This window comes from Pseudomonas sp. B40(2017) (assembly GCF_002112855.1).
GTDB classification, from domain to species: domain Bacteria; phylum Pseudomonadota; class Gammaproteobacteria; order Pseudomonadales; family Pseudomonadaceae; genus Aquipseudomonas; species Aquipseudomonas pharyngis.
The window spans coordinates 158,747-173,545 of record NZ_NEIT01000008.1 but is presented as its reverse complement, the minus strand read 5'-3'; the positions used below and the strand labels follow the sequence as shown (position 1 = coordinate 173,545).

At 62.1% G+C, this 14,799-nt stretch carries 12 protein-coding genes; 5 read left to right on the top strand and 7 right to left on the bottom strand.

Going from position 1 to position 14,799, the window contains the following annotated elements; genetic code table 11:
- Positions 1–24 precede the first annotated feature (24 nt).
- On the bottom strand, positions 25–1,518 hold the full coding sequence (locus CAF76_RS23505) for an aldehyde dehydrogenase (RefSeq protein WP_085648697.1): 1,494 nt from the start codon (positions 1,516–1,518) through the stop codon (positions 25–27).
- 239 nt (positions 1,519–1,757) lie between these two features.
- On the opposite strand from CAF76_RS23505, the gene CAF76_RS23500 reads away from it, so the two are divergent.
- A complete protein-coding gene (locus tag CAF76_RS23500; RefSeq protein WP_085648773.1) occupies positions 1,758–2,672 on the top strand; it encodes a LysR family transcriptional regulator in 915 nt (304 codons plus the stop codon).
- A 93-nt stretch (positions 2,673–2,765) separates the two neighbouring features.
- Here CAF76_RS23500 and CAF76_RS23495 read toward each other — a convergent pair whose 3' ends face one another.
- A complete protein-coding gene (locus CAF76_RS23495; RefSeq protein WP_085648696.1) occupies positions 2,766–3,914 on the bottom strand; it encodes a hypothetical protein in 1,149 nt (382 codons plus the stop codon).
- Between the two features lie 92 nt (positions 3,915–4,006).
- Positions 4,007–6,526: an ATP-dependent helicase HrpB gene (gene hrpB / locus CAF76_RS23490; RefSeq protein WP_085648695.1), complete on the bottom strand. Its 2,520-nt coding sequence runs from the start codon at positions 6,524–6,526 to the stop codon at positions 4,007–4,009.
- Between the two features lie 361 nt (positions 6,527–6,887).
- Between hrpB and CAF76_RS23485 the strand changes: the two genes are divergently transcribed.
- Together CAF76_RS23485 and CAF76_RS23480 are read left to right on the top strand one after the other, a co-directional pair.
- Positions 6,888–7,307, top strand: a complete 420-nt coding sequence (locus CAF76_RS23485) for a hypothetical protein (RefSeq protein ID WP_039771823.1) — start codon at positions 6,888–6,890, stop codon at positions 7,305–7,307.
- A gap of 15 nt (positions 7,308–7,322) precedes the next feature.
- On the top strand, positions 7,323–8,219 hold the full coding sequence (locus tag CAF76_RS23480) for a cation diffusion facilitator family transporter (RefSeq protein ID WP_074691557.1): 897 nt from the start codon (positions 7,323–7,325) through the stop codon (positions 8,217–8,219).
- Here CAF76_RS23480 and CAF76_RS23475 read toward each other — a convergent pair.
- Positions 8,213–9,262 (bottom strand): DUF6515 family protein, encoded by a 1,050-nt coding sequence (locus CAF76_RS23475; RefSeq protein WP_085648694.1) that lies wholly within the window; start codon positions 9,260–9,262, stop codon positions 8,213–8,215. The genes CAF76_RS23480 and CAF76_RS23475 overlap by 7 nt on opposite strands.
- Positions 9,263–9,717: 455 nt before the next feature.
- Here CAF76_RS23475 and CAF76_RS23470 point away from each other — a divergent pair, with 455 nt between their 5' ends.
- Positions 9,718–10,197, top strand: a complete 480-nt coding sequence (locus CAF76_RS23470; protein WP_007909658.1) for an Lrp/AsnC family transcriptional regulator — start codon at positions 9,718–9,720, stop codon at positions 10,195–10,197.
- Positions 10,198–10,493: 296 nt separating this feature from the next.
- Complete coding sequence (locus tag CAF76_RS23465) at positions 10,494–10,703, top strand: DUF2788 domain-containing protein (RefSeq protein WP_003228500.1); 210 nt, start codon at positions 10,494–10,496, stop codon at positions 10,701–10,703.
- Here CAF76_RS23465 and CAF76_RS23460 read toward each other — a convergent pair.
- The 3 genes from CAF76_RS23460 to CAF76_RS23450 form a co-directional block, all read right to left on the bottom strand.
- Positions 10,698–11,333 carry a pseudouridine synthase gene (locus tag CAF76_RS23460; RefSeq protein WP_085648693.1) on the bottom strand — a complete coding sequence of 212 codons (636 nt, stop codon included), beginning with the start codon at positions 11,331–11,333 and terminating at the stop codon, positions 10,698–10,700. The genes CAF76_RS23465 and CAF76_RS23460 overlap by 6 nt on opposite strands.
- A gap of 72 nt (positions 11,334–11,405) precedes the next feature.
- Entirely contained in the window at positions 11,406–12,905 is a 1,500-nt protein-coding gene (gene amn, locus CAF76_RS23455) for an AMP nucleosidase (RefSeq protein WP_011336076.1), read from the bottom strand.
- Between the two features lie 192 nt (positions 12,906–13,097).
- Positions 13,098–14,747, bottom strand: a complete 1,650-nt coding sequence (locus CAF76_RS23450; RefSeq protein WP_085648692.1) for an acyl-CoA dehydrogenase family protein — start codon at positions 14,745–14,747, stop codon at positions 13,098–13,100.
- Positions 14,748–14,799: the final 52 nt, after the last annotated feature.

Below are 14,799 nucleotides of genomic sequence, written 5' to 3'. Positions count from 1 at the left end.
CTCCTTTCTTGTTGTGAGCGGCTGTCATGAGCGCAGTTGAAACCAGGTGGTTTTCAACTGGGTGTATTTGTCGAACGAGTGCAGCGACAGATCGCGGCCGAAACCCGATTGCTTGCCGCCGCCGAACGGCACGGTCACGTCCAGCGCATCGACGCTATTGACCGACACCGTACCGGCTCGCAATTGCCGCGCCACCCGGTGCGCGCGGTGCAGATCATCGGTCCACAGCGACGCCGCCAGACCGTAGACGCTGTCGTTGGCCAGTTGCACGGCATGGGCCTCGTCATCGAACGGCATCACCGCCAGCACCGGGCCGAACACTTCTTCACGAAACAGGGTCATGTGCGGCTGCACGCCGGTGAAAATCGTCGGCTGAATGAAGTTGTCCGAACCGTTGAAACTCAGCTGCCGCCCGCCGCAGACGCGGGTCGCGCCTTCGCGTTCGGCCTGGTTGATGAAGCGCAGAATGCTTTCGGTCTGACGGGTGTCGACGATAGCTCCGGCCGCACTCGCCGGGTCCAGCGGATCCCCCGGTTGCCAGCGCTCGGCCTGAGCCTTCAGCCCCTCGACAAACTCATCATGAATCGAGCGCTCCACCAGCAATCGCGAGTTGGCCGAGCAGACTTCGCCCTGATTGAAGAAGATCCCGAACGCGGCTTTCTGCGCCGCCAGATCCAGATCCTTGCAGTCGGCGAACACCAGATTGGCGCTCTTGCCGCCACACTCCAGCCACACTTGTTTGAGGTTCGACTGCGCGGAGTACTGCATGAAATATTTGCCGACCTGGGTCGAGCCGGTGAACACCAGACAATCGACATCCGGGTGCAAGCCCAAGGCTTTGCCGGCCTGTTCGCCGAGCCCCGGCAGCACGTTCAGCACACCGGCCGGCAGCCCGGCTTCCAGCGCCAGCTCGGCCAAACGCAACGCGGAAAACGGCGATTGTTCGGCGGGTTTGAGAATCACCGAGTTGCCCGCCGCCAGCGCCGGCGCGAGTTTCCACGCGGCCATGTCCAACGGGAAATTCCAAGGCACCACGGCGGCGACCACGCCCAGCGCTTCGCGGGTGATGGTCGCCAGTACGTTCGATGCGCTTGGCGCGACCTGATCGTAGAGCTTGTCGAGACTTTCAGCGTACCAGCGGAACACCCCGGCGGCGCCCGGCACGTCGATGTTGTAAGCGTCCATCACCGGTTTGCCCATGTTCAGCGAATCGAGCAGCGCCAGTTCTTCGCGATTGGCCAGAATCAGATCCGCCAGCCGCAGTAGCACTTGCTTGCGCTCGGTCGGTGAACGTCCGGCCCAGGTGCCTGCCTCGAACACCTGCCGCGCATTCTGCACCGCCGCATCGACGTCTTCTTCACCGCACGCGGCGACGTTTGCCAGCAACTGGCCGATGGCCGGGTTGATCGCGGCAAAGGTCTGCCCCGACTGCGCCGCACGCAGTTTGCCGTTGATCACGGCCTGGTACGGATAGCTCAATTCAGCGGCCTTGCGCTGCCAGTCTGCAAGCTCGAACACGGTGGTTGCTCCTTGGACCTTTATTCTTCTGAGAACAGTGCGGGGTCGATAGTCGCTCAGGCCCGTGCGCGCTAAAACCAGTAAAAATGTCTTCGCAGACAATAAAAAAGGTAACCAGCCGAGGGCCCCTTCACGCGCGTATGGGGCTATTGTTCAGGGACAAAAAAACCGCCTACAGAACGGAGGCCGGCGGCGTACAAATTGCTTGGATGTGCAATCCGTTCGCTTTGAGGTTCACCGTGGCCGCTTACAACCTGCGTCAGTTGAAATACTTCATCACCACCGTCGAATGCGGCAGCGTCGCCGAAGCGTCGCGCAAGCTGTACATCGCGCAACCGGCGATTTCCACGGCGATCAAGGGGCTGGAGGACAGCTTCTGCGTGCAACTGCTGATCCGCCATCACGCCCAGGGCGTGTCCCTGACGCCCAGCGGTGCGCGGTTCTTCCGCAAGGCCCAGGAACTGCTGCGCATGGCCAAGGAGTTCGAACAGAACGCCCTCGCCGACAACGACGTGGTGGCCGGGCAGATCGATATCGGCTGTTTCGAAACGGTAGCGCCGCTGTACTTGCCGCAACTGATTGCAGGCTTCTCGGCGCTGTATCCGGGAGTGAAGATCCGCATCCGCGACGGCGAACAACAGGAACTGGTGCAAGGCCTGACGTCGGGCACCTTCGACCTGGCAATCCTGTACAAGCACGACCTCGACGCCACCATCGAAACCGAACCGCTGATGCCGGCCCAGCGGCCTTACGCCTTGCTGCCGGCGGATCACCGCTTCGCCCAGCTCAAACAGGTTTCGCTGCGAGACCTGTGCCTGGAGCCGATGATCCTGCTCGACGTGCAACCGAGCCGCACCTACTTCGTCAGCCTGTTCGAAGAACTCGGCCTGTCGCCGCGCATCGAATTCAGCTCGCCGTCGATCGAAATGGTGCGCGGCATGGTCGGCCAGGGTTTCGGCTTCTCGATCCTGGTCACCCGCCCGCATTCGGAATGCACCTACGACGGCAAGAAAGTCGTGTGCGTGGACATCGTCGAAGACGTCACCGGGTCAGGTCTGGTGGCCGCGTGGCTCAAACGCGGACAGTTGACCAAACCGGCGCAGTTGTTTGCCGATTATTGTCGGGAGCAGCTGACCGCGAAGGCCAGCCGATGAAAACCAAAAGATCGCAGACTGCGATCTTTTGGTACCCAGTTTTTTATAGGCCTCAGGCTGTCGCCAGAAGGCCTACACCAGTCCCCAAAAAACCTATTGATCGTTATCCGTGCCGAGCTGAGGATCTATTTCAACGAAGTTCCGACGCAAGTAACCTTCCATGGCTATGTCTTCAATTGCCCACTCACCATGCCCGAGGTTGCCGACCAGGTCGCGGCGTTGCAAGCGCTTCAAGGCAGTCTGAACCGTCGCCGCGCTGGGCACGTGGCCACCAGGCATCTCGCTGCCAATCCACTCGCGTCCTTCGGTAGAAAAAATGGGAAGGCCCCTCACCAGCCCGATAAGTACTGTGAAATCCAAAGGTGCCATCTCCAGGATCAGGTTCTCGAAGTTGCCTTCGTCCGTCATGGTGCTCCAGGCACGATGGTCTGCATCTCGCACGCTGAGTCCCTCAGTGAGACACAGGAGGAATACGTCGCGAATGTACTTGGGCATATATCCCCGGGCAGCGAAACGCTCGAAAGCGGCGTTTACCTCCCACTCCCTTCCGGTGATTTCCTGGAACCGCTGGCCCAGATGCTGGACAAACTCCAGGCCAAGGTTAGGAAACTGGATCTCGTGGCTGAACTGATAGAACGGAGCTTTGGTACGTCGAAACATTCGATGCAGGCCATCCTGGGAGGACCCTGTAAATACTGCAAAGACTTCACCGTGCGCCTGCTGCAATAGCGAACGGAGCGTAGCAGTCAAGTCTTCGAATTCTTTCCGGCTCGCCAGATGCTGGACCTCGTCGATGATCAGCAGCGCCTTGCCGTTACCGAGTAACCGGAAGCGCTCGAAGAGCTCGATCAGGTTCAGTCCACCCTCCTTCGCCAGTTCGGCCTTCACTGTTACGCCGTCGGTACTGGCACCGGCCTCCACCGACTGGACGAGAGACCCCGGTCGCATGAGCTTCAGCCAGTTGCGTCGCAAGAACCCTGTACCGTGGATGGCCTCATACAACGCACCCGCGATCACCCGCTCAGGATGCGCCTTGTCAAACCACAGGTCTGCTGTTGCAACAATAAAGCCGTGTGCCTTGGCAATCGGTATCAGATCGTTGATCAGAAAGGTGGTTTTGCCCTTGCGCCGAGGCGCGAATATCGTCGCGGCGTTTTGCAGGCGTGACTCGAAAGTGACCAGGATTCCCTCAGCCAGATGGGTGCGAGGAAAGAGCAGCGAGTCCTTGGTTTCCGGAGTCATTATGAGCCTTTATGTCAAAATACATAATTTATGAATAAGGAAATAATTACGCATAATTGAGGAAGATGGAAGGCCTACCTGAATGCCGTCTGTTACGTGCCCCGTGGTTTTGCCCGAGCAGTGGCTTCAGCCACCAGGGGATCATCCGGCCAGTAATGCTTCGGATACCGTCCCTTCAAATCCTTCTTAACCTCGGCATAAGTGCTGCGCCAGAAGTTGGCCAGATCCTGGGTCACCTGCACCGGGCGCCGTGCGGGCGACAGCAGGTGCAGCTTGACCACTTGCCGGCCGCCGGCGATGCGCGGTGTGTCGGCGAGGCCGAACAACTCCTGCAAGCGCACGGCGAGAATCGGTGGCTGCTCGCTGTAGTCGAGGCGAATCGACGAGCCCGACGGCACGCTCAGGTGATGCGGCGCCTGCTCGTCGAGCTGTTGCGGCAGCGGCCACGGCAGCAGATTACGGACGATGCTCGACAGGTCGAGGTTGGCGAAATGGCTGAGGCGCGAAACCTTGCCCAGGTAAGGCATCAGCCAGTCTTCGAGGGTTTTCAGCAGTGTGGCGTCGCTGACATCCGGCCATTGGCTGTCGCCCTTGGCGTCCAGATCGAGCTGGCGCAGCAACGCGACTCGCGCCTGCCACTGGCGCAGTTCCGGAGTCCACGGCAGCAGCTCCAGACCTTTGCGCCGCACCAGATTGACCAGTGCCTGACTGCGGGCGTTTTCGTCGAGACCGGTCAGTGGTTCGCGGCTGAGGATCAGTTCGCCCACCTTGCGCTGACGCTCGGCGCGCAATACGCCTTCGCGTTCGTCCCAGTCCAGTTGATCGACGTTGTGCACCTGTTCGGCGAGCACCGAATCGAACAGCGCCGGATCAAAATCCGCCGCCAGATAAATCCGCTCTTCACGCTGGCCTTGGCGGCTGCCGAGGTCGGCGATCACGATCCACGGTTCCTTCATCAGGCTGTCGGCTTCGGCGAACAGCGCCGCGCGACCGTTGGCCAGACGATATTCGGCACCACCGGCCCGTCGCTGCTGGGCGACGCGATCCGGGTAGGCCAGCGCCAGCAAGGCGCCGAGCCAGCGTGGGTGATCCGGGTCGGCGACCGGCTCGCTCGGTTGCCCACGCAAGTAGCCGCGATATTGCCGCGCCAGTTGCCGGGCGCGCTGCACACCGCCCTGGGCACCACGAGCCGCGCGCTCTTCGCCGGACAGCAGCGCCAGACGACTGTGCAGATCGGCCCCGGCGCCACGCAAAATGTCGCGCTCACCGAGTAACGCAGCGACGTCGCACGCCATGTTTGCCAATCCCAGTGCCTGACCGCGCAACAGCAAATGGGCGATGCGCGGATGTGCCGGCAATTCAGCCATGGCCTGACCGTGGCGGTTGAGGCTTTCGCCGTCCAGCGCACCGAGGCGCTGCAACAGGTCTTGAGCCTGTGCATAAGCGGCGGCCGGCGGCACGTCCAGCCAGATCAGATCACTCGGCGCCACACCCCAGCGCCCGAGTTGCAAGGCGAGGCCCGCAAGATCCGCCGAGAGGATTTCCGCGCTGCCATAAGCCGCCAGTTGTTCATGCTGATCCTGCGACCACAGGCGATAACACACGCCCGGTTCCAGACGCCCGGCCCGGCCGGCACGCTGGGTGGCACTGGCCTTCGAGATGCGCTGAGTGTCGAGGCGGGTCATGCCGCTGCCCGGATCGAAACGCGGCACCCGCGCCAGCCCGGCGTCGATCACCACGCGCACACCGTTAATGGTCAGGCTGGTCTCGGCGATGTTGGTGGCCAGCACCACTTTGCGCTGGCCCGGCGGGGCCGGGTCGATGGCGGCACGTTGCGCGTTCAGGTCGAGTTCGCCGTGCAACGGGCAGAGCAACACATCGCTGCGCTCACCGATGGCGTCCGCCAACTGCTGATGAACCCGGCGGATTTCCGCCTGCCCCGGCAGAAACACCAACAGGCTGCCGGTTTCATCGTGCAGCGCTTCGAGCACCGTTTGCGTGACGTGTTGATCGATGTATTCGCCGGGCTGGAACGGCCGGCCCCAGCGCATCGTCACCGGGAACATCCGGCCTTCGCTGCGCAGGATCGGTGCGTCGTCGAGCAGCCCGGCCAGACGTTCACCTTCAAGGGTGGCGGACATCAGCAGAATCTTCAGCGGTTGTTCAGCTCGAAACAGCTCGCGACCGTTCAGACTGAGCGCCAGCGCCAGATCGGCGTCGAGGCTGCGTTCGTGAAATTCGTCGAAGATCAGCAGACCCACGCCTTCCAGCGCCGGGTCGTCCTGCAAGCGCCGGGTGAGGATGCCTTCGGTGACCACTTCGATGCGGGTGTTGGGGCCGACCTTGCTGTCGAGGCGGATGCGATAACCGACGGTTTCACCAACCTTCTCGCCCAGCTCGCTGGCCAACCGTTCCGCCGCTGCGCGGGCGGCCAGCCGACGCGGTTCGAGCATGAGAATGGTCTGCCCGTTCAGCCACGCTTCATTGAGCAGGGCCAAGGGCACGCGGGTGGTTTTACCGGCGCCGGGCGGTGCTTCGAGCACGGCTTCGTGGCGTGTCGCGAGGGCTTCACGCAGGGCGGGTAAAACGTCATCGATCGGCAAAGAAATCATGCTGGCTCCCCAGGGCGTGCCCACAGTAAATTGCGAGTCGCGTTAAAGCTGTGAGCGTGCCAGGCAAGGCGCGGGACGAAGGTAAGGGTCGTTTCCTTACCAAGTCCCGCAACGCAGCATGGCGCGCTCACAGCTTTAGCCCGGAGGGCCGAACCCCGAGAGAATTCGGTAGCCATCACGCGGTATGGATCTGGAGAAAACAACTTCAATCCTCAACGTATTTCGATAGGGGTGAGACGGGGCCGCAATTTACTGTGGGCACGCCCTGCCGCCGCGAGTATAACGGCGAACTGCTGAGCGTTCGTCAGGGTCTTAACTTCACACGATGACGCTTCGTTAACAGATGACTCAGGAGATTCCCATGCGCTTACCTTTTCGCCTGATCGGCGGTGTACTGGTTGCCACCCTGCTCACCCAGATCACCGCGTGCGGTTCGATTTTCTACCCAGACCGGCGCGGCCAGATCGACGGCAAGATCGACCCGGCGATCGCCGTGCTCGATGCCGTGGGCCTGCTGTTCTATATCCTTCCTGGCGTAATCGCGTTTGCCGTGGACTTCGCCACCGGCGCGATCTACTTCGAACCGGGCCACACGGCGCAAGTCGATCCGGCCAAGCTCAAGCAAGCCATCGGCCCGGACGGCCAGGTCGATAACCTGAAGTTGCAGGCTATTCTCGAAACGGAGCTGGGTCGTAATCTGCCGCTGGACGACCCGCGCCTGATCCAGCACAAGGGCAGCACCCAGCAACTGGCGATGTTCGGCCTGCAACCTGCCGCATAAGGAATTGACGCACCCATGACCACAAGCACCGAACACGCCCGCCTGCTGCGGCTGGCGACCCGCGCCTCGGTGGCGGTGGCCTGTACGCTGATCATCGCCAAAGCCATCGCTTGGTGGCTGAGCGGTTCGGTGAGCATGCTCGCCGGCCTCACCGACTCGGCCCTCGATGGTGTCACTTCGTTGCTCAATCTGCTGGCGGTGCATTACGCGCTGCGCCCGGCGGATGATGATCACCGTTATGGGCACGGCAAGGCCGAATCCCTGGCGGGCATGGCGCAGGCGCTGTTCATTGGCGGCAGTGCGGTGCTGATCGCGTTTCAGGCTTATGAGCGCCTGAAACATCCCGAGCCACTCGGCGCGCCGTGGCTGAGCATTGGTGTGATCGTATTTTCCCTGCTGCTGACTGTCGCACTGTTGATGCTGCAGCATCGGGTCATCAAGCAGACCGGCTCCAACGCCGTGCGGGCGGACTCGCTGCATTACCGTTCGGACCTGTTGCTTAACGGCAGCATTCTGATTGCGCTGGTATTGGCCGGTTTGGGTTTCGATCAGCTGGATGCGTGGTTCGGTCTGGGGATCGCGGCCTACATTCTGTGGAGCGCGATCCAGATCGCCCGGGAAAGTTTTTCGGTGCTGATGGATGAAGAGCTGCCGGCGGATGTCAGTCAGCACATGCTCGAACTGGCGTGCGGCGTGCCGGGCGTGTTGGGCGCGCATGATTTGCGCACGCGGATTTCCGGCAATCACTGGTTCGTGCAGTTGCACCTGGAACTGCCGGGGGAACTGACGCTGTCAGTGGCTCACGGCATCAGCGATCAGGCGGCGGATGCCATTCACAAAGCCTACCCACGGGCCGAAGTGCTGGTGCACGCCGACCCGCAGGAAGTGGTCAAAGCCGCTCGGGCTCAGTAGTTGACCTGATAACCGCGACTGCTCAGGCAATTGCCCTGGGCCTGGCGGTAGGCCTGCACCACTTCGGGCGCCGGCTGGTAAGTCGCGGTGCGCGGATTGAAGCCGCTCTGCTGCACCGCGTACTGATAGCACTCGTAGCCGTCGCGCTGAACCTGCTCCGGTGACTGACCGTTGGCCGGATAGGCCTCCACGTCATAGCCATTGCCGGTCGGCTGCGGTGGCTGCTGCACCGGCGGCTCAACCACCACGTAATCCTGGGTCGCTTCCTGATAGGCGTAGTACGAGCCGGCGGCGAGGAACAGCAACGAACCGCCGATCCACACCTCACGAGCGTAATCCGGCAGGTACTGGATGCGAATTCCGCGCGGCGGTTGGACCACGATGTAGCGCGGGCCTTGCGGGCGATACCAGTAGCCGCCGGAGTAGAAATAGTCCTGACCGCGATACGGCACGCGGTAGTCGCGATCCGGGAAACGATCGATTACATGACCCGGCCGGTATTGCGGACCGGGGCCCCAGCCGTTGCCATGCCCGTCGGGGCGACCCGGCCAACGGTTGTCGTTGGGGCGGTTGCCGGTCTGCCAGTTCTGGTGGTAGCCGTTTTGCGGGCGCTCGTCACGGTAGTAACCCTGACGGGGTTCCTGAGTCTGGCGCACGGTATCAGGGCGCGGCTGGATCGGCAGGTCATTGGCCGGCAGTTGCGGCGGCGGTGGCGGCTGGCGTACCGGGTTGGGGTTGTAGGCCGGACGTGGCTGGTTCTGGTTCTGCCACTGGCCATTGTTCGGTTGGCCGCGGTTCTGCTGGCCGTTGTGCTCGAACTGGCGGCTGTTGTCGCCACGGATGACGTCGTTGTTCTGCCGCTGCGGATTGTCTTGGCCGCGCTGCTGATTGCCGCCGCCATGGCCCTGATTGTTACCCTGATGCTCCGGCCCGCGTCCGCCGCCGTCGGGGCCGCGATTCTGCGGCTCATCCGCCAGCGCTTGCGCACCGACACTCACACACAGCAAACCAACACTGGCCAGACGCCAGATGCGCGACTTCATGGAATTCCTCACTGCGGACCAAGGCCTGAAATTAAGAGGGCGTGTAGCTAAGACCGGGGATGGACACACCGGGTTCTGCTACAGGTTATCAGTCACGTCATTTATTTATTGAGCGAGATGGGCCAAATCGCGGGCAAGAAAAAAGGGAGACCCGTCGGCCTCCCTTCTAGAGAACTTCGTCCTGGCTCGACGCTTTTGACGTCGGCTCACCTCACGCCGTCTTCTGGACAGTGTGCAGCTCGGGGGCCGGCACAACCCCGGTGGGGGTGGCGGCCGCGGCGGGCCGGATTGGGCGGGCCGCAGTGGACTGTGTTACCGAGCAGTGATTCTGGTGATAAGAATAGGCCCGGAGCCGCGACAGATGATTGCGAAGATTGCTCAAATAAACATCACTTGCGCAATTTTTAACCCTGGATAGATAATCCGCCGCAATAGTTAAGACAAAGGACCGTTTGATGAGCAAACTCGACCGTTACGACCTGAGTATTTTGGCGGAATTGCAGCGCGACGCCCGCATCTCCAACCAGGAACTGGCCGAGCGCATCGGTCTGTCGCCCTCCCCGTGCTCGCGCCGGGTCAAGCAACTGGAGGATGACGGCTACATCTCCCGTCAGGTTGCCCTGCTCGATCGCAAGATGCTCGGCCTGAGCCTGACCGCCTACGTGCTGATCGGCATGGACCGACACACGCCGGAGCGTTTCGAGAACTTCGAAGCCGCAATCCGCACTTTGCCGCAAGTGCTGGAATGCAGCCTGGTGACCGGGGTGGATGCCGACTATCAGCTGAAAGTGGTGGTGCCGGACATGGATCACTATCAGAAGCTGCTGCTGGGGCATCTGACCCGGATCGAAGGCGTGACCAGCGTGCGCTCGAGTTTTGTGCTGAATCAGGTGCTCAACAGCACTGAATTGCCTCTCACGCATCTGCGTAGCTGATCAGAGCTGCCCTCATCGGAACGCCGCCCGCCCAGCCCTCTCCCGGAGGGAGAGGGCTGGGCGGGCGGTGGGTTGCTCGAGAAGTACGCCGACCTGAACGCCCTGCTGTGAATCCATAATCGACTGGAAATTTCAGGTCGATGTATGACGCCAGACACCTCGGTCAGTCCCCTCTCCCCCCGGGAGAGGGTTAGGGTGAGGGCCAGTCGTCGGATCAGACCCAGATCAATGCCACCCCGCCCCCCTTGGCGTATACTCGCCGCGCCCTTTTAGCCCCGTGCGTGCCGGAGAACCCGATGGATCCAGCAGTATTTGAAGAGTGGATGATGACTGGCCTTGTCAGCATCCTGATCATTTTCATGGGTTTCATCGTCTGGGATCTGGCGAAGAAGTCCAAGGCCGGGCGCTTCGGCTCGTTCATTCTGTTCTTCGTGCTGGGCCTGGGCGTGGCCGCGTTCATCATCAAGAGTGTGGTGATCGGCCTGATCGAGTCCGGCGCCTTATAAGCGCGCCGGCACTTCTTTCCACTGGCCCTGATCGAGCCCTTCGATCGTCCAGTCACCAATCCTGACCCGCACCAGCCGCAACGTCGGCAGCCCCACCGCCGCCGTCATCCGCCGCACCTGGCGGTTGCGCCCTTCGCGAATCACCAGTTCCAGCCAGGTTGTCGGAATGGTTGCGCGAAAGCGCACCGGCGGATTGCGCGGCCATAGCTCGGGCTCATCCAGTTGCCGGGCTTGCGCGGGCAAAGTCATGCCGTCATTCAATTCGACGCCGTCGCGCAGACGCTGCAACTGCTCGGCCGTCGGCACGCCTTCGACCTGCACCCAATAGGTTTTCGCCAGCTTGTGCTTGGGGTCGGCGATCCGCGCCTGCAATTGGCCGTCATTGGTCAGCAGCAGTAAACCTTCGCTGTCGCGGTCCAGCCGCCCGGCCGGGTAGATGCCCGGAATGTCGATGTAATCCTTGAGCGTCGCCCGCCCTTCACCGTCGCTGAACTGCGTCAGCACATCGAACGGTTTGTTGAACAGGATCAGCTTCGGCTCAGCGGCCGGTGCCTTGGCGACACGGCGCGGGGCTGAAGAAGCTGGCTTCGCGCCGGGACGGCGGGAAGGTGGACGTTGGGGACGGGACATAAGTGCACAGGCATTTGGCGATCAGGGCTGACAATGCTAGTGCCCCGACCGCCAAATGACCACGACAAACCGTTAGCGGAACGGCGGTTCGTCGAAGCTGCGCAGTTTGCGCGAGTGCAGCGAGTTCAGTTCGGTGCGCAGCAGATCCACCGCTTCGATGCCGATCTTCAAGTGCTGGCTGACCGCACGTTCGTAGAACGCGTTGGCCGAACCTGGCAGCTTGATTTCACTGTGCAGCGGCTTGTCCGAAACGCACAGCAACGTGCCGTACGGCACTCGCAGGCGATAACCCTGGGCGGCGATGGTGCCGCTTTCCATGTCCACCGCCACGGCGCGGGACAGGTTGATCAGCGGTCGCTCCTGGGCCCAGCGCAACTCCCAGTTACGGTCGTCGTAGGTCAGCACGGTGCCGGTGCGCAGGCGCTTCTTCAGCTCTTCACCCTTCTCGCCGGTGATGTTGGCTGCCGCTTGCTGCAAAGCCAGTTGCACCTCGGCCAGCGCCGGGATCGGAATGTTCGGCGGCACCACGCGGTCAAGAATCCCGTCGCGACGCATGTAAGCGTGAGCCAGCACGTAGTCGCCGATGGTCTGCGACTGACGCAGGCCGCCGCAGTGACCGATCATCAGCCAGCAATGCGGACGCAGCACGGCCAGGTGGTCGGTGATGTTCTTGGCGTTGGACGGGCCGACGCCGATGTTCACCAAGGTCACGCCGTGGCCATCGCTGGCGATCAGGTGATAGGCCGGCATCTGGTAGCGGTGCCAGACCACGCCGGCCGCAATCGCCGAGGCTTCGCCGTGGTCCATGCCTTTTTCGATGATCACGTTGCCCGGCAACACCATGCGTACGAAACGCGGGTCGCGGCGCAGTTGCTCCAGACCATGGACGATGAACTGGTCGACATAACGGTGATAGTTGGTCAGCAGAATCCATGGCTGCACATGGCGCCAGTCGCTGCCGGTGTAATGCACCAGACGACGCAGCGAGAAATCAACGCGGGCTGCATCGAACAGCGCCAGCGGCAGCGGATCGGTGTTTTCCCAGTCGTAGAGACCGTCGGCGATGCCATCGGTGGCGGCGGACAGGTCGGTACTTGGGAACACTCGCGCCAGCACGGCGGCAGTGACACCGGAGCCGGCCAGTTCATCGCCCTGCTCGACCACGTACGGGTACGGAATATTCTGCCCGCTGACCCCGACTTCGACAGTCACGGTGAAGTCGTGCATCAGCGGCGTGAGCTGCTCGAGCAGGTATTTGCGAAACGCCTTCGGATGGGTAACGGTCACGCTGTAGGTGCCCGGCAGCTGCACCTTGGCGTAGGCGCGGGTGGTCTGCGGGACTTCGCCCTGGCAGTGGTAGGTCAGACGCAGTTCGGGATAACGGAACAGGGCACGTTGCTCGGCGTCGGGCTCGACGCGGTCCTTGAGATAACGCTTGAGCGCCGAGTTCAGCGCCGTGGTGGCCCGCTCATGCAGCTCGGCCAGACGATCCACGGCCTGTTCGGCGGTTTGAACGACAATAAACGCTTCGGTCACGATCAGCTTCCTGTGTTCTGACTTGCAGAGCTTCATCTTGCCTGCATCGTGGCGTCACGGAAACAGTGGCGTTGTGGGTTCACCCTAATCTTTCAAACAATGAAGATCCCTGTGGGAGCGGGCTTGCCCGCGATGAGGCCATCACATTCAACATCGATGTTGACTGACAGGCCGTCATCGCGGGCAAGCCAGCTCCCACAGGGTTTTGCAGTGTGTGGGAGATTTGCTTCAGAAACCCTGCGGTGTCGAGCGAGCGACGATGGCCTCGACATCCAGCCCGCGCGGCAACGCGCCGTAGACCCGGCCGCCACCGCTCAGGCGACTGGCGATAAAAGCATCGCTGACCGCCGAATTCCCGGCCTCCAGCAGCAGCTTGGCTTGCAGTCCCAAAGCGATGTCTTCGGTCAATTGCCGAGCGCGGTACTGAATGTCACTGGTGTCCTTGAACTGCACCTGCAATTGCTGAATGTGCGCGGCCAGACGCTTGTCTCCATGGCCGTCGCCCAACTCGCTGAACAACACATCGAGCACGCCCGGCTCTTTCGACAAGGCGCGCAGCACGTCGAGGCATTGCACGTTGCCGGAGCCTTCCCACGTCGAGTTCACCGGCGCTTCGCGGTACAGACGCGGCAGAATGCTGTCTTCGACATACCCGGCGCCGCCCATACACTCGGCGGCTTCGTTGATCATCCCCGGCGCACGTTTGCAGATCCAGTATTTGCCCACCGCTGTCACCAACCGGGCGAACTGCGCTTCATGGCCGTCGTCCAGATGATCCAGCGCCTTGCCCATGCGCAGGCTCAGAGCCAGCGCGGCTTCGCTTTCCAGCGCCAGATCGGCCAGCACGTTCTGCATCAGCGGTTGTTCGCTGAGCAGTTTGCCGCCGACCTTGCGATGGGCGCAGTGATGACTGGCCTGGGTCAGCGCCTGACGCATCAGCGAACTGGAGCCGACCATGCAGTCGAAACGGGTCATCGCCACCATCTCGATGATGGTCGGCACCCCGCGTCCTTCCTCGCCGACCATCCACGCCAACGCACCACGGAACTCCACTTCGCTGGAAGCGTTGGACTGGTTGCCGAGTTTGTTTTTCAGACGCTGGATGTAGAACTGGTTGCGCGTGTCGTCCGGACGATGGCGCGGCAGCAGGAAACAGCTCAGGCCCTTGTCGGTCTGCGCCAGCGTCAGGAACGCATCACACATCGGCGCGGAGCAGAACCACTTGTGCCCCACCAGTTCATAAGCCTGGCCCGGGCCACTGGCGCCGACCGGATAAGCCTTGGTGGTGTTGGCGCGCACGTCGGTGCCACCCTGCTTCTCGGTCATCGCCATGCCGATGGTTACACCAGCCTTGTGGGCCATGCCGACATTGCGCGGGTCGTATTCGGTGGCAAGGATTTTCGGCAGCCACTGTTCGGCCAGATTCGGCTGCAAACGCATCGCCGGCACACTGGCGAAGGTCATGGTCAGCGGGCAACCGCTGCCGGCCTCGGCCTGGCTGTGCAGGTAGGTCATGGAGGCGCGGGCGACATGGGCGCCATCCTGTGGATGAGCCCAGGGCAGCGAGGTCAAGCCATGTTCGATAGCGGTGCGCATCAGCTCGTGATACGCCGGATGAAACTCCACCAGGTCGATGCGATGACCGTAGCGGTCATGGCTGGCGAACACCGGTTTGTTTTGATTGGCGAGGAACCCGGCCTCCATCAACGGGCCGCCGGCCAAGGCGCCGTAAGCGTCGATCCGCGACTCGGCCCAACCGGCGCCGAACCGCTGCGACCACTCCTGCAACGGCAGGTCGATGCGGTACAGGTTGGTGCCGTCGAGCGATGGTGGCTGGTTGGTGACTTCGTGGGTTTCGGCGAACTGATGCAGGTTCATGACGGGGCTCCTTGATCGGCCAGAGCTTCAGTTAAGCACCGCCCCGGAACCG